Annotated in this window: 21 protein-coding genes and 1 riboswitch; of the genes, 18 read left to right on the top strand and 3 right to left on the bottom strand. The window is 40.5% G+C overall.

The annotated features are described in order from the left end of the window. Positions 1-41: 41 nt before the first annotated feature. The gene (locus tag MKY84_RS08185; protein WP_342525434.1) at positions 42-1,937 is read left to right on the top strand and encodes an LTA synthase family protein; all 1,896 of its coding nucleotides are present in this window, start codon (positions 42-44) and stop codon (positions 1,935-1,937) included. Positions 1,938-2,055: 118 nt separating this feature from the next. On the opposite strand, the gene MKY84_RS08190 is transcribed toward MKY84_RS08185, so the two are convergent. Continuing rightward, positions 2,056-2,235: a DUF2759 domain-containing protein gene (locus MKY84_RS08190; RefSeq protein ID WP_342525436.1), complete on the bottom strand. Its 180-nt coding sequence runs from the start codon at positions 2,233-2,235 to the stop codon at positions 2,056-2,058. 144 nt (positions 2,236-2,379) lie between these two features. On the opposite strand from MKY84_RS08190, the gene MKY84_RS08195 reads away from it, so the two are divergent. After that, complete coding sequence (locus tag MKY84_RS08195) at positions 2,380-3,018, top strand: MBL fold metallo-hydrolase (protein WP_342525438.1); 639 nt, start codon at positions 2,380-2,382, stop codon at positions 3,016-3,018. 39 nt (positions 3,019-3,057) lie between these two features. Here the strand turns inward: MKY84_RS08195 and MKY84_RS08200 are convergent, their stop codons facing one another. Beyond that, the gene (locus tag MKY84_RS08200; RefSeq protein WP_204589389.1) at positions 3,058-3,300 is read right to left on the bottom strand and encodes a DUF2626 family protein; all 243 of its coding nucleotides are present in this window, start codon (positions 3,298-3,300) and stop codon (positions 3,058-3,060) included. Between the two features lie 244 nt (positions 3,301-3,544). Here MKY84_RS08200 and comGA point away from each other — a divergent pair, with 244 nt between their 5' ends. The 10 genes from comGA (at position 3,545) to gcvPB (ending at position 11,942) form a co-directional block, all read left to right on the top strand. After that, on the top strand, positions 3,545-4,537 hold the full coding sequence (comGA, locus tag MKY84_RS08205; RefSeq protein ID WP_342525439.1) for a competence type IV pilus ATPase ComGA: 993 nt from the start codon (positions 3,545-3,547) through the stop codon (positions 4,535-4,537). Positions 4,538-4,544: 7 nt separating this feature from the next. Beyond that, positions 4,545-5,546 (top strand): type II secretion system F family protein, encoded by a 1,002-nt coding sequence (locus MKY84_RS08210; protein WP_342525441.1) that lies wholly within the window; start codon positions 4,545-4,547, stop codon positions 5,544-5,546. Positions 5,547-5,559: 13 nt separating this feature from the next. After that, entirely contained in the window at positions 5,560-5,868 is a 309-nt protein-coding gene (comGC, locus tag MKY84_RS08215; protein ID WP_342525442.1) for a competence type IV pilus major pilin ComGC, read from the top strand. Beyond that, positions 5,855-6,289: a competence type IV pilus minor pilin ComGD gene (gene comGD / locus MKY84_RS08220; RefSeq protein ID WP_342525445.1), complete on the top strand. Its 435-nt coding sequence runs from the start codon at positions 5,855-5,857 to the stop codon at positions 6,287-6,289. The genes comGC and comGD overlap by 14 nt, the downstream gene beginning before the upstream one ends. After that, entirely contained in the window at positions 6,282-6,566 is a 285-nt protein-coding gene (locus MKY84_RS08225) for a hypothetical protein (protein ID WP_342525446.1), read from the top strand. Before comGD ends, MKY84_RS08225 begins: the two co-directional genes overlap by 8 nt. Continuing rightward, a complete protein-coding gene (locus MKY84_RS08230; protein ID WP_342525447.1) occupies positions 6,545-6,988 on the top strand; it encodes a ComGF family competence protein in 444 nt (147 codons plus the stop codon). Before MKY84_RS08225 ends, MKY84_RS08230 begins: the two co-directional genes overlap by 22 nt. A gap of 188 nt (positions 6,989-7,176) precedes the next feature. After that, on the top strand, positions 7,177-7,698 hold the full coding sequence (locus tag MKY84_RS08235) for a shikimate kinase (protein WP_342525449.1): 522 nt from the start codon (positions 7,177-7,179) through the stop codon (positions 7,696-7,698). A gap of 103 nt (positions 7,699-7,801) precedes the next feature. After that, a riboswitch (glycine riboswitch) is annotated at positions 7,802-7,893 on the top strand. Between the two features lie 156 nt (positions 7,894-8,049). Beyond that, positions 8,050-9,126 (top strand): glycine cleavage system aminomethyltransferase GcvT, encoded by a 1,077-nt coding sequence (gene gcvT, locus MKY84_RS08240; protein ID WP_342525450.1) that lies wholly within the window; start codon positions 8,050-8,052, stop codon positions 9,124-9,126. A 19-nt stretch (positions 9,127-9,145) separates the two neighbouring features. Continuing rightward, on the top strand, positions 9,146-10,492 hold the full coding sequence (gene gcvPA / locus MKY84_RS08245) for an aminomethyl-transferring glycine dehydrogenase subunit GcvPA (protein WP_342528868.1): 1,347 nt from the start codon (positions 9,146-9,148) through the stop codon (positions 10,490-10,492). Continuing rightward, complete coding sequence (gcvPB, locus tag MKY84_RS08250; protein WP_342525452.1) at positions 10,485-11,942, top strand: aminomethyl-transferring glycine dehydrogenase subunit GcvPB; 1,458 nt, start codon at positions 10,485-10,487, stop codon at positions 11,940-11,942. The genes gcvPA and gcvPB overlap by 8 nt, the downstream gene beginning before the upstream one ends. Positions 11,943-11,979: 37 nt before the next feature. Here gcvPB and MKY84_RS08255 read toward each other — a convergent pair whose 3' ends face one another. Continuing rightward, positions 11,980-12,369, bottom strand: coding sequence for a rhodanese-like domain-containing protein (locus MKY84_RS08255; protein ID WP_342525454.1), 390 nt, complete (start codon positions 12,367-12,369; stop codon positions 11,980-11,982). Positions 12,370-12,456: 87 nt separating this feature from the next. Between MKY84_RS08255 and MKY84_RS08260 the strand changes: the two genes are divergently transcribed. The 6 genes from MKY84_RS08260 to MKY84_RS08285 all read left to right on the top strand — a co-directional run bounded on the left by MKY84_RS08260 (position 12,457) and on the right by MKY84_RS08285 (position 18,497). After that, the gene (locus MKY84_RS08260; protein ID WP_342525456.1) at positions 12,457-13,290 is read left to right on the top strand and encodes a biotin/lipoate A/B protein ligase family protein; all 834 of its coding nucleotides are present in this window, start codon (positions 12,457-12,459) and stop codon (positions 13,288-13,290) included. Between the two features lie 162 nt (positions 13,291-13,452). After that, a complete protein-coding gene (locus tag MKY84_RS08265; protein ID WP_342525459.1) occupies positions 13,453-16,014 on the top strand; it encodes a vitamin B12-dependent ribonucleotide reductase in 2,562 nt (853 codons plus the stop codon). A gap of 111 nt (positions 16,015-16,125) precedes the next feature. Continuing rightward, entirely contained in the window at positions 16,126-17,187 is a 1,062-nt protein-coding gene (locus MKY84_RS08270) for a Xaa-Pro peptidase family protein (RefSeq protein ID WP_342528869.1), read from the top strand. Between the two features lie 11 nt (positions 17,188-17,198). Beyond that, positions 17,199-17,759, top strand: coding sequence for an elongation factor P (gene efp, locus MKY84_RS08275; RefSeq protein ID WP_342525460.1), 561 nt, complete (start codon positions 17,199-17,201; stop codon positions 17,757-17,759). A 181-nt stretch (positions 17,760-17,940) separates the two neighbouring features. After that, positions 17,941-18,147 (top strand): SpoIIIAC/SpoIIIAD family protein, encoded by a 207-nt coding sequence (locus tag MKY84_RS08280; protein WP_342525461.1) that lies wholly within the window; start codon positions 17,941-17,943, stop codon positions 18,145-18,147. After that, a complete protein-coding gene (locus MKY84_RS08285; RefSeq protein ID WP_342525462.1) occupies positions 18,147-18,497 on the top strand; it encodes a hypothetical protein in 351 nt (116 codons plus the stop codon). The genes MKY84_RS08280 and MKY84_RS08285 overlap by 1 nt, the downstream gene beginning before the upstream one ends. The last annotated feature ends 6 nt before the right edge of the window (positions 18,498-18,503 follow it).

The raw sequence follows: 18,503 nt of genomic DNA on the forward strand, positions 1-18,503 counted from the left end.
ATATGTGAAGAGTATCCACATATATTGAAGGAGGAGTGGCCATGAAAAAATGGTCTACACATTCTTTACTATTTGCTGCAATAGTATTGACTTGGTTCAAAACATTTATTGTTTATCATACGAGTTTTGATTTAAAATTAGAAAACATCATGCAGCATTTTATTTTATTACTCAATCCATTGAGCTTTATCTTACTGTTCTTTGGTATTTCACTATTTTTATCAAAAGAAAAATCTCGTAGACGCTTTATATTAGCTGGAGCAACAATTCTATCAATTGTTTTGTATGCTAATGTAGTTTTCTACCGCTTCTTTACAGATTTCATCACATTGCCTGTACTTTTCCAGACAAGCAATTTTGGTGATTTAGGAAGCTCAGCTTCATCGAGCATTTTCTTCACGGATATCTTTTACTTTGCCGATGTGATTTTATTGTTTATCCTAGCAAGAAAACTAGCAAAACAACCTGAACAAGCTATGCAAAAGCAAATTCACCGTAAAGCTTATTATGTCTTTGCAGCCGCGATCTTCTTCTTAAATCTTGGTTTAGCTGAGATTGAAAGACCGCAATTACTAACACGTAGCTTTGACCGTGAGATGCTTGTGAAAAATATTGGAACGTACAATTACCATATTTACGATGCTTATGTTCAATCCAAGTCTCAAGCCCAACGCGCATTTGCTGACGGAAGTGAATTAGTTGAAGTAAATAACTACGTTCGTGCCAATCAAGTAGACAGTGAATCTCCTTTAGAAGGAATCGCAAAAGATAAAAACATCATCGTTGTCTCAATGGAGTCTCTTCAAAATTTTGTGATCAACAAAGATATGAACGGTGAAGTCATTACACCATTCCTGAATGAATTGACGCAAGATGAAGATACGATGTACTATTCGAATTTTTATCACCAAACGGGTTTAGGGAAAACATCCGATTCAGAGTTTCTTGTTGAGAACTCGTTGTACCCTTTAGGGGGAGGAGCGGTATTCTTCACTCATGGTGGGAATACGTATAATTCTCTATCAGAACGTCTTGGAGAAAATGGTTATCACACTTCCGTTATGCATGCCAACAACAAAAGCTTCTGGAACCGCGATATGATGTACCAATCACTAGGGGTTGAGAAATTCTTTGATCTTGATAGCTATACTGTCGAGGAAGGGCAAGCGGTCAACTGGGGGATGAAGGATATTCCATTCTTCGAACAATCTGTTGAATTGATGAAGGATATTCCACAACCTTTCTATACACGTATGATTACATTGACGAATCATTATCCATTTACATTGGATGAAGAAGATAAATTTATTCCAGAATACACATCAAATTCTGGTACCTTAAATCGTTACTTCCAAACTGTCCGCTATATGGACGAATCTTTACGCGTGTTCTTTGATGAATTAAAAGAACAAGGTTTATATGAAAACTCCATCATTGTTATGTACGGTGACCATTATGGAATCTCTGAAAACCATAATAAAGCGATGTCTGAATACCTTGGTGAAGAAGTAACACCATATGTTTCAACTGGTTTGCAAGAAGTTCCGCTATTCATCCATATTCCTGACAGTGGATTAGGTGGAGAAAAAACAGATATTGCTGGACAAATTGATTTAAAACCTTCAATCTTGCACATGGCAGGAATCGACTCTTCTAAAGATATCCAACTAGGAACTAGTTTATTTGCAGAAGAACGCGAACAAAAAGTAGTATTCCGTGATGGTGGATTTGTCACAGAGGACTATGTTTTTGCCAAAAACACTTGTTTTGATGCCAAGACAGGGCTTGAAATTGAACCTTTAAATTGTGAAGAGAAAGCTGAAGCGGCTATTCAAGAGTTAAACTACTCGGATCAATTGATCAATGGCGATTTACTTCGTTTCTATAACCGTGAAACAGGGCAGTTATTAATTGACAAAGAAGAGACAATTGAATAGTTTTCAAAGTAAACCCTTTATCCTGTGCGGATAAAGGGTTTTAACTTGCTCTAAATTAATTTTTGCAATAAAAAAAACCTCCACAAGGGAAGTCTTTTTTAAGAACAGCTAGATTGAATTAGTGCAAGCCTGGTGGATATCCGTGGTGGATAACCGTCGCAATCGAGAAAAATCCAAATACTAAAACTGTTGCTGCATTGAAAAATACGCCTAAGAAATTTCTTTCTTTAAACGCTTGATACGTTCCAACGATAGCCAGAATCGTAGTCAGTAAGAAAATAACGATTAATAAGTTCATGGATGACACTCCTTTCGACACCTGAAAAAATGAATGCCGCAAACAAATATTCCTCTTTCATTTTACGTTGTTCTACTGGATTTGTCGAGTGGGATTCATGACAATTGTTTGAACGTTGCGTTACACTAATGAAGAGGTGAGAAAATGACAACGATAAGAAGATTACCACTAGGACCTATTCAAACGAATTGTTATATAGTTCGTTCTGGAAGCCGAGCGCTGATTATTGATCCAAGTGATGAACCGACTAAAATCATACAAGCTTTAAAACAGTCGAATTTAAAGCCGGTAGCGATTTTATTGACGCATGCCCACTTTGATCATATTGCAGCACTTCAAGCAATTGTGGATACATACAGTATACCTGTTTATATGCACAAGGCGGAACAAAAATGGCTTAAAGATCCGATGTTAAATGGTTCAGGGAAATATGCAGAACTACCAAATGTGGTTGTAGATGTAGAAATCACAGAAGTTGTGGAAGGGTCACTGCAAATTGATGCATTCAACTTTCATGTTTTAGAGACTCCTGGACACTCACCGGGCAGCTTGAGCTACTATTTTCAAGAGGACGGGTATGTAGTAAGTGGAGATGTGCTCTTTAAAGGGAGTATTGGCCGCACAGACCTAGCGGGAGGAAACTTACAGGTGTTGATGCAATCCATTACGCGAAAGCTTGTAGAGTTACCTGAGCAAACGATTGTTTATTCCGGACACGGAGTGGAGACGACGATTGAAGACGAAATCGAGTCAAATCAATTCTTGAATGGTTTCAATGCATAAAAAAACCAGATTCTCGTAATGAGAATCTGGTTTTTTGGATTAGTGACTTGCTCCTGGCACGTGAATGAATGATGCATAGTACGTAAATCCTGCAAAGAAAAACATCAGGTACGCACCGAAAATATACATATACATACGTTCAGATAAGTTCAAGAAACCAAGAAGAAGAAATAATCCAGTGTTTGCTAACATGATCAATGAAGCTGGAACCATATCGCCTAGGTAGAACATGACAGAGAAAATACCTGTCCAAAAAGCCATTACTTTATACATATTGCCCATCATAATTAGAGTCCCTCCTTTTAACGGCAGACGAATCACACTCTTATTATAATGTATTGGGCAAACGAATGTAAACACAATCTCTTCTGGAAACAACAATGACAAGATGTTGTCACATCTTCAGGCTCTCTAATAAAATTCGGATAATTCAGAAATAAAGATAGACAAAGCATTTTCATAAGGTATACTAAATTTACATTCTGCTGGCGATGTCAGAATGTACTGGAGAGAAGGAGCCGAATCGGTGACAGAAATTAACCCGATTGAACAAAAGGGAAGAGAGCTTTTAGAAAAAGCTATTTTATTTGAAGCGTCAGACCTTCACTTCATACCTTTAGAAAAAGACTATCAAATTTTATTTAGACGTCATCAGCAAATGTATGATGCCGGATATCTTCCGCATGCATATGGTGATCGGATCGTTACCTACTTCAAATTTTTATCTTCACTTGATATTACGAATAAACGTAATCCCCAAAGCGGTGCATTCCACATGCCCATCTTATCAACCACGTATCACTTTAGAGTCTCGACACTTACTTCCGTATCACGTCGAGAAAGTTTGGTACTCCGCATAGCAAAACCCAATCTAGTCGTACCCATTGATGAAATCAGTTTACAAGCTGGTCAGGCCAGTAAACTCTGTGAAATTGTGTCTGCTCGGCAAGGTTTAGTTTTACTTATTGGACCAACAGGTTCTGGTAAGTCTACGACTATGTACGCGTTGACAAAATACTGCTCAACTGAGCTTGCTCGTCACGTTATTTCTTTAGAGGATCCTGTAGAGATCAGTCAAGACTATCTCCTGCAGGTTCAAGTAAATGAAGGTGCAGGATTGACGTATTCCACTGGATTACGTGCCATACTCCGCCATTCTCCAGATGTCATATTAATAGGTGAAATCCGTGATAAGGAGACTGCCAAAATCGCGATTGAAGCAGCTCTAACAGGTCACTTGGTCATTTCTACCATTCATGCCAAAGATTCTGTGGGTGCCATCTATAGACTTTTAGATCTGGGTATCTCGATCGAGGAAATCGAGCAAGTTTCTAGGGCCTATATTTCTCAGCGTCTTTTGATACGGTCAGGTCCCAGCCATTCTCTTGGAGCAGTTTATGAGATTGTAGAAGCTGAAGAAATCCGAGCGCTAGTTGAGGCCATTCATTCCGGAAAACGACCAGAGTTGCCGCGTGACCTAACTCTTGCTTACCAAATTGAAAAAGCGGTTAGAGGATAGCGGGAAAGTGAAACCCATACACCCATCTAATCAAGCTGAGTTTCTCGAAAAACTTGTTACCACAGTCGGTGAAGGGATTTCCATTACGGATGCCATGTTAGTTTTGGGACCTTTCTACTTAAAACAACTGGAACTGGAGAGGCTCACACTCCTGTTTGAGGAAGGGAATGAACTTTCCACCAGTTTTCACTATTTAGGCTACTCCAAGACTATTGTGGAATCGATTAAACTTGCAGAGATTCATGGACAAATGACGCAAGTCTTCTCACGAACAGCTAAACAACTCAAGAACCAACAAGCACTTAAAAAAGAAGCTGTGAAAACGTTAAGCTATCCCGTTGGTCTTTTATTCTTCATGTCAGTTTTATTTATTGTATTTAAACTCTTTTTCCTACCCATATTCTTACCGATTATTGAAAGGGCAAACCCAGATGCTGTGTCACGTGTTCAGCTCATATTTTCTCTGCCTTTTTATATGATTATTGGTTGTCTAAGCATTGCTGTAGTAAGTGGGATTGGAATCGTCGTCACTAAATTTAGTAGATCTGATAAGTGGATATTAAACTTTCGTAGCTATCCACTTATTCGAAGCGGCCAAAATGCAATAGCCGGTTATTCCATTTCTAAAGAACTAGCCCTGCTGTTAGAGAGTGGCTTTACAATAGCTCAGTCACTTATGTACTTATCTACTAGTCACTCACTACTTGTTAGGCAAGCTTCTATGTCGACTCTCAGCTATTTACAACGTGGAGAAAGTTTTTCACAAGCCATGAAACTAGCAGGATGGTTTCCGAAAGCAATGATTCGTTATGTAGAGCATGGCGAAATTCATGGCTATGTTGCAAAGGAGCTTCAGCTTTATCAATATTTTACGATTGAAAACCTTCAAAAGAGAGTATCATTTTTTATTGCTGTTGCTCAACCTGTCCTTTTTTTAATCATTGGAGCGCTCGTGATAAGTGCTTACTTGTCTTTGATGCTTCCCATGTACAACTTAATCTCACTATAGGAGGAAATTATATATGAAACGTATTCGAAATGAGTCAGGTTTTACATTAGTCGAAATGATGATTGTGTTGCTCATTATTTCTGTATTGTTGCTAATCACTATACCTAACATTGCTCGTCATACAGCTACCATCGATGAGAAGGGATGCGAGGCTTACCGAACTATGCTAAGTTCTCAGATTGAAGCTTACAAACTGGAGTTCAAAGCAAAGCCTGAACTTGCAGATTTGCAAACTGAAGGTTTTGTAAAAGAAGGCGATCTTGTTTGTCCAAACGGTACAGAGCTTACTATTGTTGCAGGCGTAATTAGTGAAAAGCCTTAATTCACAAAACGGGTTCACTCTTTTAGAAGTCATCGTCGTGTTAGCAGGACTAAGTGTTTTGATAGCAAGCGCTACAATTTATGGCCAATATAACTATTTGAAACTTGAAGAGTCCCATTTTTTCACATTATTACAGCAAGACATTCTACTAGCTCAAAGTTTAGCAATAGAGAGAAAACAAGTCACTTATGTAAAGTTTTCCTCAGAACAACGCAAGTACACTATCACCACTAAATTTGAGGCCTATAAGACCGTCAGTTTTCCTCAATCGGTTCAATACAAGAACAATTCATTTTTCTCGACGATTGAATATACGCCTGCCGGTACTATTACATCATTTGGTACGGCTTACTTCTCGACATCCGATGTGGATAAGAAGCTAACGGCTTTTATCGGAAGGGGGCGGGTGCAAATTGACTGAAAGAGGCTTTAGCACAGTAGAGGCACTGGCAGCATTCAGTTGTGTTATTGTGATCATTGCTTCGACTGTGCCTCTCATAGATCAGTTGAACGAGAGGATGGACAAATCGCAGGCGGATTATCATGCAGCGCTTGCTGAGTATGAGTTACTGCGGCAATTACCGAATGAAGCTACAATTACATTAGGTGGGTCTTCTTATACGAGTTACTGGAAAGAAGGTCAGTGGTGTTTAGCCAATCGAGGTGTTGAATTGAAATGCCTAATTACAAGTCATTAAATGAACAAGGCTATTTTGTTATGGATCAATTACTCCAAATTATTGTGATTGGAGCAGTGACGACGCTACTCCTATTTTATACGACTACGGTAAGTACTTTTTTGAGAGCGACCGAGACGCATGAACTGCAGCAATATGATCAATATTGGCTTGAACTGACTGAATTGGTTCATTCAGCATCATCTGTGCGTCAACATTTTAGTACATGTTCTTTGATAATCGAGACAACTAGCGGACTATATCGCTACGATAAACTTGCTGACCGCATACGTAAAACAAAAGATGGTCTCGGTTACGAGCCGGTGCTCATGAAAATCGAAAGTTGTACGTACCGTGTAAACGGAAATTTATTGACCGCTACTGTGAAATTCACCTCTGGCTTGGAGGTTAGACGGGAGACATTACTTCGTGAAGCTCCCTAATGGCTTTATATTACCTTTCACATTATTACTCATTCATTTGCTAATGACAGCTGTCTTTTACGCCAGTTCACATTATAGTGCACAGCTTGCGTATTATCATTCTTTAGAAAAAATCTATAGTGACAAGGCGCAGGAGAGGTGGATAGTGTATACTGAAAAAAACAAATCGAAGTAAATGAGTGAGTGTAGTGAAAAAGGTATATTTGATCGGGTTTATGGGATGTGGGAAAACCGCAATCGGTAAGCGCTTAAGCTTTGCACTTAGAATACCGTTTTATGATATGGATAAAGAGATCGTCAAACAACAAGGCATGACGATTCCTGAAATCTTTGAAGCATACGGGGAGGCATACTTTCGGAAACTGGAGACAGATTTCTTGAAGTCCTTTCGAGATGAATTTTGCATCATCTCAACGGGTGGGGGTGCTGCAATAGCGGAAGAGAATCGCAAAATCATGCGAGAGACAGGATTAGTGTTATTCTTAAACGCTGTGTTCCCCGATATTTGGATGCGCATCCATCGTGATAAAAACCGCCCTATCGTGCAGCGTAGTACTCGCGAACAGATTGAATCACTTTATCTTGAAAGACTTACTTTCTACAAAAAAGTAGCCCACATCACAATCCGTACGGAAGGAAAGACGTTACGTCAGATTACAGAATACTGTGCTTTCCAAGTGAATCGCTTAAAAGGCGAACATTTAAAGTGAATAAACTCTAAAAAGTTCGTGTATAAACCCAGAAATAGAAATAGATTGCGTTTTCAATTCTATAATGTTAGGATATACGTATTGAAAACAGCATAAAATGCGGATGAAAGTGCGGGGAGAGAACGCCTTGAGCGTCGCCGAAGGAGCAAATGTCTTAGACATGAATCTCTCAGGCAAAAAGACTCGTGCTGGACGCACCTCTGGAGAGCGCTACACAACTAGCCACCAAAGAAGATAAGCCTAGCGGCAAAACTTTCAGGTAACAGGACAGAGACCTAAGAAATTGGGTTTCTGTCTTTTTTTATGCAGAAAATTCACAATACTATGAATTCAATACGAGGAGGAAGAAAAATGCAACGAACGCCACTGTATGACTTATATGCAGAGTACGGAGCCAAAACAATTGATTTTGGTGGGTGGGATCTACCTGTCCAGTTTTCAAGCATTAAAGAAGAACACGAAGCTGTGCGCACAAAAGCAGGCCTATTCGATGTATCCCATATGGGTGAAGTTTGGGTTAGCGGTGCTGACAGTGAAGCGTTCATTCAAAACCTCATTACAAATGACGTGACAAAATTGACAGTGGGTAAAGCCCTTTATGCTGCTATGTGTTATGAAGATGGCGGTACAGTAGACGATTTGTTAGTTTATAAATTTGCTGAAGATAAATTTTTACTAGTTGTGAATGCTTCAAATATCGAAAAAGATGTCGACTGGATGAAGCAGCACCTATCTGGTGATGTCACAGTTGATGATCAATCCAATGACTGGGGTTTGTTAGCTTTGCAAGGGCCAGTTGCTCAACATGTATTACAACAGCTGACAGAAACAGACCTCTCTGAGTTGAAATTCTTCCACTTTACGGAAGGACAAGTAGACGGTAAGGAAGTAATAATTTCACGAACTGGCTATACAGGGGAAGACGGCTTTGAGTTGTATGCCAAAAATGATGCACTGCCTCACCTTTGGAAGAGTTTACTCTCTACAGGGCAACAAGCAGGTGTCGTTCCTGCGGGCTTAGGTGCTCGCGACACATTGCGCTTCGAAGCTTGTTTACCACTATATGGTCAGGAACTTAATAAAGATATTTCTCCTTTAGAAGCTGGAATTGGATTTGCTGTGAAAACAGCGAAAGATGCTTTTATTGGAAAGGACGCAATTGTTGAAAAAGGCAAGCCTCGTAAATCAGTTGGAATTGAAATGCTCGATAAAGGTATTCCACGCCACGGCTATAAAGTATTTAGTGGCGAGCAAGAAATTGGTGAAGTGACTACTGGCACACAATCACCAACTTTGAAAAAAAATATTGGTCTAGCTTTAGTTGCCTCGGAATTTACTGAACAGGGTCAACAAGTTGAAGTTGAGATACGCGGCAAGCGTCTAAAAGCAGTCGTAGTACCAACACCATTTTACAAGCGACAAAAATAAAAGGAGCGATTGACTCATGATCAAACATCGTTATTTACCAATGACCGAACAAGATCAACAAGCAATGCTTGATACAATTGGCGTCTCATCTATAGATGAACTATTTTCTGATATTCCGGAAAAAGTTCGTTTCCAAGGTGATTATCAAATTAAACCAGCAAAGTCTGAAACGGCTTTGTTGAAAGAACTTAGTAAAATGGCTGCGAAAAATGCAGATACACGTAACTATGCGTCATTTATTGGTGCAGGTGTCTATGACCATTTTAAGCCTACTATCGTTGATCACGTAATTTCACGTTCTGAATTTTATACAGCTTATACGCCGTATCAACCAGAAATCTCACAAGGTGAATTGCAAGCAATTTTTGAATTCCAAACAATGATTGCTGAGTTAACAGGAATGGAACTTGCGAATTCATCGATGTATGATGGCGGAACAGCGCTTGCAGAAGCTGGAAATTTAGCAGCTGGTCACACGCGTCGTAAAAAGATTCTAATCTCAGAGGCTGTTCATCCTGAGTACCGTGACGTAGTAAGAATGTATGCACATGGTCAAAACATTGCAGTAGAAGTAGTCGCTCAAAAAGACGGTAAAACGGATTTAGCTGCATTAGAAGAACAGCTTTCTGATGAGGTAGCAGCTGTTATGGTTCAATACCCGAACTTCTTCGGTCAACTTGATGATATGCAACGAATCTCAGATATGACTCACGAACACGGAGCGCTATTTGTTAGTTCATCGAATCCACTAGCTCTAGGAGTGTTAACACCTCCAGGGAAATTTGGAGCAGATATTACGGTTGGAGATGCGCAAGTATTTGGTATTCCAGAAGCATTTGGTGGACCTCACTGTGGGTACTTCGCAGTATCAAGTAAGTTGATGCGTAAAGTACCGGGTCGTCTAGTAGGAGAAACAACAGATGACCAAGGACGTCGTGGATTCGTCTTGACATTACAAGCACGTGAACAACATATTCGTCGTGACAAAGCCACTTCAAATATTTGTTCGAACCAAGCGTTGAACGCATTGGCAGCTAGTGTAGCCATGACAGCACTAGGGAAACAAGGCGCAAAAGAAATTGCGATTCAAAACATAGCAAAAACCGCTTATGCAAAAGCCGCTTTAGAATCAGCTGGATTCTCGGTCGTGTTTGGTGGAGCGCACTTTAACGAGTTAGTTGTAAAGCTACCAGGTAGTTTTGAAGGCTTGAATGTGCATCTTCTTGAAAAAGAGATCATTGGTGGTTTACACCTTGGGACGTACTATAAAGAGTTACAAGACCATGTGTTGGTAGCTGTCACAGAACAACGCACTAAAGAAGAAATCGATGCATTTGTGCAGGAAATGGGGGCTTATTATGCATAAAGATAACCAACCCTTGATTTTTGAAATTTCAACTGAAGGTCGTATTGGCTATAGCTTGCCAGATTTAGATGTACCTGAAGTAGACCTTTCATCCCTTCTCCCGGAAGGAATGGTACGTGAAGAAGAGGCGGAACTACCAGAAGTATCTGAATTAGATATTATGCGTCATTACACAGCACTTTCAAACCGTAATCACGGTGTAGATTCAGGATTCTATCCATTAGGTTCTTGTACAATGAAATACAATCCAAAAATCAACGAGAGTGTTGCTCGTTACCCTGGATTTGCAAACATCCACCCACTTCAAGATGAGTCTTCTGTTCAAGGAGCTATGGAATTGATGTATGACCTCCAAGAGCACTTGATTGAAATTACAGGTATGGACGATGTTACATTGCAACCTGCTGCTGGTGCTCATGGGGAGTGGACAGCGCTTATGATGATTCGTGCATTCCACGAAGCAAACGGGGACCATCATCGTACAAAAGTAATTGTACCTGACTCTGCTCACGGTACGAACCCAGCTTCAGCAACCGTTGCTGGCTTTGAGACCATCACAGTAAAATCAGACGAATTTGGTCTAGTGGATCTTGAAGATCTTCGCCGAGTGGCAGGAGATGACACAGCGGCTCTTATGTTAACGAATCCTAATACACTTGGACTTTTCGAAGAACATATTTTAGAAATGGCTAGCATTATTCATGGCGTTGGCGGAAAACTTTATTACGATGGTGCCAACTTAAATGCAGTAATGTCGAAAGCTCGCCCTGGAGACATGGGCTTTGACTGTGTACATTTAAATTTACACAAAACATTTACAGGTCCACACGGTGGTGGGGGTCCAGGTTCAGGTCCAGTTGGCGTGAAGAAAGACTTGATTCCTTTCTTACCAGCACCAGTACTTGTGAAAAAAGAGGGACGCTACACATTTGATTATGATCGCCCACAAGCTATTGGTCGTGTGAAGCCGTTCTACGGAAACTTTGGTATTAATGTTCGTGCTTACACTTATATTCGTTCTATGGGTCCAGATGGTCTTAAAGCCGTTACAGAATATGCTGTATTGAACGCAAACTACATGATGCGTCGTTTAGAGCCTTATTTTGACCTTCCATACAACCGTCATTGTAAGCATGAGTTCGTGTTAAGTGGACGTCGTCAGAAGAAATTAGGCGTGCGCACACTGGACATGGCAAAACGTCTGTTAGACTTCGGGTATCATCCGCCAACGATCTACTTCCCGTTAAATGTAGAAGAGGGCATGATGATTGAACCTACGGAGACAGAATCTAAAGAAACATTGGATGCATTCTGTGATGCCATGATTCAAATCGCAAAAGAGACAGAAGAGAATCCGGAAATGGTGCAAAATGCACCACATACTACTGTTATTGGTCGTTTAGATGAGACGAAGGCAGCGCGTAAACCTGTGTTACGTTACACAAAATAAACGAAAGGCTCGCCAACTTGGCGAGCCTTGTTTATGATTATTTCGTTTTAATTTTGCCTGTCCATTTGCGGAATCCGCCATCTAACTGATAGAGTTGGTCATAGCCGTTCTTTTTTAATGTCAAAGCAGTTCGTGCACTACGTGCGCCACTTTGGCAGTATAAATAAACTGGCTTGTCTTTACGAATTTCTTTCATCCGCGTCTTCATCTGGCTAGCCGGGATATTACGAGCCCCTAAAATGTGGCCACCATCAAACTCTTTTGGTTCACGGACATCAATAAGCTGTGCTTTTCGATACCCTTGGATGAAATCATCCTGGGACAGTGTCGATACAGATTTTTTCATTTTCATACCTGTAAAGAATGTATAAATTCCGAACACAATAATGGCACCTAAGATACCTAATACGATTTCTAACAACTGCATTACTCCCTTCTCTTCCTCTATTATAAGTAGTAGACTAAAGAGATTCAACGAGTTTACAAGACATTCTCGCAAAACGGAGGCAATTCGATGACAAACGAGTGGTTTTTTATAGATTCAGGCAAACAAGATGCGGCTTATAACATGGCACTTGATGAGGCCTTACTAGAATGGCATGCAGAAGGGTTACTTCCGCCCATCATTCGATTTTATCAATGGGAACCTGCAGCCTTATCCATCGGTTATTTTCAACGAGTAGATCGTGATATTCATTTACCTGCTGTTAAAGAGATGGGACTAGGATTTGTTCGCAGACCGACGGGGGGAAGGGCAGTTCTACATGAACATGAGTTGACGTATAGCGTCATTGTTTCGGAAGACTATCCTGATATGCCTAAAACGGTAACAGAAGCTTACCGCGTCATAAGTGAAGGGATTCTACAAGGATTTCGGAACTTAGGGATGCAAGCAGAGTTTTCAATCCCAGAAACCAGTTCTCAAAAAAGTGCATTGAATCAGCCTAAATCAGCTGTCTGTTTCGATGCACCTTCTTGGTATGAACTAGTGGTAGAGGGGAAAAAAGTAGCCGGTTCGGCACAGACTCGACAACGAGGCGTCATATTGCAGCATGGTGCCATTCTTGTTGATCTTGATGAAGAAAAATACATTAATTGTTTTTCCTATACATCTAAAGACCACCGGGAGAAAGTTCAAAAAAGCTTGCGTCAAAAAGCTGTCTCAATCAACAAATTACTACCATATCCGACCTCGGTGGATGCTTGTGTACCCGCCTTCAAAAAAGGCTTTGAAATGGCTTTAAATGTTCATCTTACTTCTTTTTCATTGAATTCAGAACAGCAAGATTATGTGGAGAAGCTAGCAGCATCAAGGTATCGCTCTGACGAATGGAACTTACGAAAATAAACGCCACTTCTGGGCTATGGAAATTCACCCGAATAGGTTCAAAGTTTCATATTTTGAAACCGGCTCTCTTTGACTAGACAATCAATATGTAGTGCTATATCATTTCTATATACACTACATATTGTGTCAATATCAGAATAATCTATTTCGGGAGGAATTCATATGGTCTCACCATCTACTCTATTAAGCCAGCATTCAGCTATACAACAACTGAACGAAACGATTCAACAATTTCCTCAAGTTCATCCGATCACAACGGATATGAAACTTACCCACAAAGGCGTCTCACGCTTAGTGATGATTGACCGCTATTCCTTCAAAGATACCGAAAAGAAAACACTACAACCAGATGACTTTGTAGTTCTTACCGTGAAAGAAGACCCGAAATTCCCGGCACGTGGTCTTGGGCAAATTGTCTCAATTGATTGGAGTAAGAAAACGGCTGTTGTCAAAATTGATGAAGAGTACAGAAGCGCAATCGATAACCCAGAACAAGCGATTACAGGGGAAATTACACGACCTCTATCGGTTATTGAAAAACCTCTTGAGTTGTTCTATGAGCAAATTGCCCTGCGTAATGCTACAGGACTGGCAAGTGTCGAAGAAACAGAAGAAAAAAGAAAGTATTGGTTCCAAAAATTTTACGATCAACTGGTATCTCTAAACTTTATTCCTGCTGGTCGAGTGATATATGGCGCTGGGGCAGAAACAGACGTCACTTATTTTAACTGTTACGTAATGCCGTTCGTTCCCGACTCTCGTGAAGGCATCAGTGACCACCGTAAACAGGTCATGGAAATCATGAGTCGCGGTGGTGGAGTAGGAACAAATGGCTCTACATTACGCCCTCGTAACACTCTTGCGCGTGGAGTAAATGGTAAATCTTCGGGATCCGTTTCCTGGTTAGATGACATCGCTAAGCTTACACATCTAGTTGAGCAAGGCGGTTCTAGACGTGGAGCACAAATGATTATGCTAGCGGATTGGCATCCAGATATTGCTGAGTTCATTATTTCCAAAATGCAAAATCCACGTATTTTACGTTATTTGATTGAAAACACAGATGATGAGTGGATCACACAATTAGCAAAAGATAAATTGAAATTCAAGCCTTTGACAGTACAAGAAGAACAAATGTATCAAGGGATTGTTAATTATAAAGCCATCCCTGGTTTAGGTGGATTTAGTGAAACAATTATTCGTGATGCTGAAGTCAAGTTGCGCGATGGCGGTCATTACAGCGTTCACAACTCAGAATTTTTGACCGGTGCTAACATCTCTGTGACGTTAACTAAAGAATTTATGCAAGCTGTAGAAGATGAAGCTTCATTTGATTTGCGCTTCCCAGCTGTAGAAAATTACTCAAAAGAAGATATGGCTATTTACAACCGTGAGTGGCATAAGGTTGGAGATGTTCGAGAGTGGGAACAAATGGGCTATGAAGTTCGTACGTACCGCACAATCCAAGCAAGGGAATTGTGGAACTTGATCAATATTTGTGCGACCTATTCGGCAGAGCCAGGAATCTTCTTTATCGATAACGCCAACGATAAAACAAATGCAAAAGCCTATGGACAGAAGGTAGTGGCAACCAATCCTTGTGGGGAACAACCACTTGCGCCATACAGTGTTTGTAACTTAGCAGCTGTTAACTTAGCTCAATTTGCGCACAAAGAATCCAAGACTGTTGATTTTGAAGCATTAAAAGATACAGTGCGCGTAGGTGTACGTATGCAAGACAACGTCATTGATGCGACACCGTATTTCTTAGAAGAGAACAAAGTACAAGCACTAGGAGAACGACGTGTCGGACTCGGAGTTATGGGCCTTGCAGATCTATTGATTTATTGTGAAAAACCATATGGCTCTGAAGAAGGCAATCAAGTAGTCGACCAAATTTTCCAAACAATTGCCGAAACTGCTTACGAGACATCTGTCGAGCTTGCTAAAGAACGAGGAAGCTTCCCATTCTTAGTAGGGGATACTGAAGAAGAGACGGCTCGTTTGCGCAAGGCCTTCACTGAGACTGGTTTCATGCAAGGAATGAATGAATCCATTCGTGAATCGATTTTGGAAAACGGGATTCGCAATTCTCATTTGCTAACAGTAGCACCAACAGGCTCAACGGGCACTATGGTTGGGGTGTCGACTGGTCTAGAACCGTACTTCTCATTCACTTACTACCGTAGCGGTCGACTTGGCAAGTTTATTGAAGTCAAAGCAGATATCGTAAGCGAGTACGTAGAGCGCAATCCTCACGCTTCAGCTGATGATTTGCCAGAGTGGTTTGTAACGGCTATGGAATTAAAGCCTGAAGCCCATGCAGACGTACAGTGCATTATTCAACGTTGGATTGATTCTTCGATCTCTAAAACAGTTAATGCGCCTAAAGGCTACACCGTCGAGCAAGTAGAAGGTGTGTATGAGCGACTTTACAAAGGTGGGGCAAAAGGTGGCACGGTGTATGTAGATGGTAGCCGTGACTCGCAAGTGCTGACGCTGAAAGCTGAAGAAAACGATATGTCAGAACCCCATGATGAAATTGTCGAAACAAAACGACCAATCGTTCTGATTGATACAATTCAAGATTTGCGAAGCACAAACGTAACAATTGGTTCTGAAGTTGGGAACACTTGTCCGGTATGTCGAAAAGGTACTGTCCAAGAGCTAGGTGGCTGTAACACTTGTACAAATTGTGGTGCACAACTGAAGTGTGGACTTTAGAACAAAAAGATGCCGATTTCGGCATCTTTTTTGAGTGACGAAATAATAATCGTTTTCTGAAAAATAGCCCTATGCTACACTAGACATAGTGTTTATATAGGAGGCTAAGTCATTATGAAATTAGAAAAAGTTCGTCAAGCATTGACTGATTCATCTTTATCCGCTCTTCTAGTCACAAATCCACACAGTCGTCGTTACTTAACAGGCTTTACTGGAACGGCAGGAGTAGCTCTTGTTACACAGTCAGAAGCTTTCTTTATTACAGATTTTCGCTACACAGAACAAGCAAATGCTCAAATCACAGGGTATACACTTGTAGAACAAAAAACTACACTGATTGAAGCTGTTGCTCAAGTCGTGAAAGAAAATGGCCTTGATAAAGTTGGATTCGAACAAGAGGCTATGACTTTTGCAGAATATGATCGCTACAACAAGGCTCTGGAAGCAGAACTTGTCCCAACAACGGGCATCGTTGAAAAAATCCGCTTGATTAAGACGGAAGACGAGCTTACTATTATTAAGCAAGCATGTAAAATTGCAGATGACGCTTACGAGCACATCCTCACATTTATTCAACCAGGTATGACGGAACTAGATGTTTCAAATGAACTTGAATTTTTCATGCGCAAACAGGGGGCAACATCTTCGTCATTTGATATAATTGTTGCTTCTGGGGTTCGCTCTGCACTGCCACATGGTGTAGCAACTCATAAAGTAATCGAGCAAGGTGATTTCATTACACTAGACTTTGGTGCATACTACAATGGCTACGTATCTGATGTGACACGTACACTTGCTGTTGGAGAGCCTTCTGAAAAGTTAAAAGAGATTTATCAAGTCGTCTTAGATTCTCAACTTCTTGCACTTGAAAAAATCAAGCCAGGTATGACAGGTAAAGAGGCAGACGCGATTGCTCGTGACTATATTGCTTCAAAAGGTTACGGAGAAGCATTTGGACACTCACTAGGTCATGGAATTGGTTTAGAGGTACATGAAGGTCCTGGTCTTTCCTCACGTTCTGACGTTGTATTAGAGCCTGGCATGTTAATCACTATTGAGCCGGGTATTTATTTACCGGATATCGGTGGTGTGCGAATTGAAGATGACGCGTTAGTCACTGAGACGGGCGTAGAACGCTTAACGCTTACTTCAAAAGAATTAGTTATTTTATAGGAGGAAATCACATGATTTCAGTAAATGATTTTAAAACAGGCTTAACCATCGTTTTTGACGGTAACTTATACCGTGTAATTGAATTCCAACACGTTAAACCTGGTAAAGGCGCTGCATTTGTTCGTTCAAAACTGCGTAACCTTCGCAGTGGTTCAGTCAATGAACGTACGTTCCGTGCGGGCGAAAAAGTAGAGAAAGCCCAAATTGATACACGCAAAATGCAATATCTGTATGCAAATGGTGATATGCACGTATTTATGGATACAGAGAGCTACGATCAAGTAGAGCTTCCTGAAAACTCTATCGAATATGAATTGAAGTTCTTGAAAGAAAACATGGAGCTTAGCATTGTTCAATACCAAGGAGAAACACTTGGTATCGAGTTGCCGAACACAGTTGAATTAGAAGTTATCGAAACTGAACCAGGTATCAAAGGCGACACTTCTGGTGGTGGATCGAAAACGGCTAAGTTAGAGACTGGCGTTATGGTTACTGTGCCATTATTCATTAATGTTGGCGATCGATTAATCGTTAATACAACTGAAGGTTCATACGTATCTCGCGCACAATAACTCTACAGTTATGAACTATTGCCGATTTACAAAAACTAAATCCCAACAAGATTTAACATCGAAAATCAGTAGTTTCTCTAGAATTTATTCAAGAGAATCTGCTGATTTCTTTTGTTTCAAGCTCTTTTTTAGTCTATAGCATCCAATTTGCTCATACAGTACTAACAAAGGAGGTAGCTGGGTGGGCTTTGATGACATCTTCAGAATGGCAGGAGTAGGCATCCTTCTTGCACTCCTTCACGTGTTCCTCGAACTTAACAATAAAAGTGAATACTCATTTTTTATTTCGGTCACTGCATTCATTTACTTTTCAATCGAATTGTTGCGCATGCTCAAACTATTTTTTGAAGTGATTGAAGAGTATTTGTTGTGGCTTTATGAGATGTGATGCCAAGTCTTTGGGCGACAATCGGTCTTGTCTTTTTTTATATTCTGCTGTCTCAAATCATTCGACAGCTAGTACCGTCCGTTAGTTTTTATTTACAAACTTCCATGTTGTTTCTCGTTGTCACCATTACCATTCAATCTACCAAGCCTCTCGTCGAAATGGCTATTGAAGCAGTGCCGATAGATCTTTTACCCATAGTTAAAGGTTTACTTGTAACGACATTTTTTTACTTAGCATTGGATTTTTTGGCTTCCTATTTAGACGCGTTAGGGGAAACTGTGCTTTCAAAACTCATAGTGCTGTTGTTTAAACTTTCTCTCATTCATTACTGGATACAATTACTCCTATAAATGCGG

It is taken from the genome of Chryseomicrobium sp. FSL W7-1435 (assembly GCF_038595005.1).
Taxonomy (GTDB): Bacteria; Bacillota; Bacilli; order Bacillales_A; family Planococcaceae; genus Chryseomicrobium.

Excerpts from the sequence above, each read along its gene's own strand:
- MKY84_RS08185 (WP_342525434.1), top strand. The coding sequence starts at position 42 with ATGAAAAAATGGTCTACACATTCTTTACTATTTGCTGCAATAGTATTG.
- MKY84_RS08190 (WP_342525436.1), bottom strand. The coding sequence starts at position 2,235 with ATGAACTTATTAATCGTTATTTTCTTACTGACTACGATTCTGGCTATC.
- MKY84_RS08195 (WP_342525438.1), top strand. The coding sequence starts at position 2,380 with ATGACAACGATAAGAAGATTACCACTAGGACCTATTCAAACGAATTGT.
- MKY84_RS08200 (WP_204589389.1), bottom strand. The coding sequence starts at position 3,300 with ATGGGCAATATGTATAAAGTAATGGCTTTTTGGACAGGTATTTTCTCT.
- comGC (WP_342525442.1), top strand. The coding sequence starts at position 5,560 with ATGAAACGTATTCGAAATGAGTCAGGTTTTACATTAGTCGAAATGATG.
- MKY84_RS08230 (WP_342525447.1), top strand. The coding sequence starts at position 6,545 with ATGCCTAATTACAAGTCATTAAATGAACAAGGCTATTTTGTTATGGAT.
- gcvT (WP_342525450.1), top strand. The coding sequence starts at position 8,050 with ATGCAACGAACGCCACTGTATGACTTATATGCAGAGTACGGAGCCAAA.
- gcvPB (WP_342525452.1), top strand. The coding sequence starts at position 10,485 with ATGCATAAAGATAACCAACCCTTGATTTTTGAAATTTCAACTGAAGGT.
- MKY84_RS08255 (WP_342525454.1), bottom strand. The coding sequence starts at position 12,369 with ATGCAGTTGTTAGAAATCGTATTAGGTATCTTAGGTGCCATTATTGTG.
- MKY84_RS08260 (WP_342525456.1), top strand. The coding sequence starts at position 12,457 with ATGACAAACGAGTGGTTTTTTATAGATTCAGGCAAACAAGATGCGGCT.
- MKY84_RS08265 (WP_342525459.1), top strand. The coding sequence starts at position 13,453 with ATGGTCTCACCATCTACTCTATTAAGCCAGCATTCAGCTATACAACAA.
- efp (WP_342525460.1), top strand. The coding sequence starts at position 17,199 with ATGATTTCAGTAAATGATTTTAAAACAGGCTTAACCATCGTTTTTGAC.
- MKY84_RS08285 (WP_342525462.1), top strand. The coding sequence starts at position 18,147 with ATGCCAAGTCTTTGGGCGACAATCGGTCTTGTCTTTTTTTATATTCTG.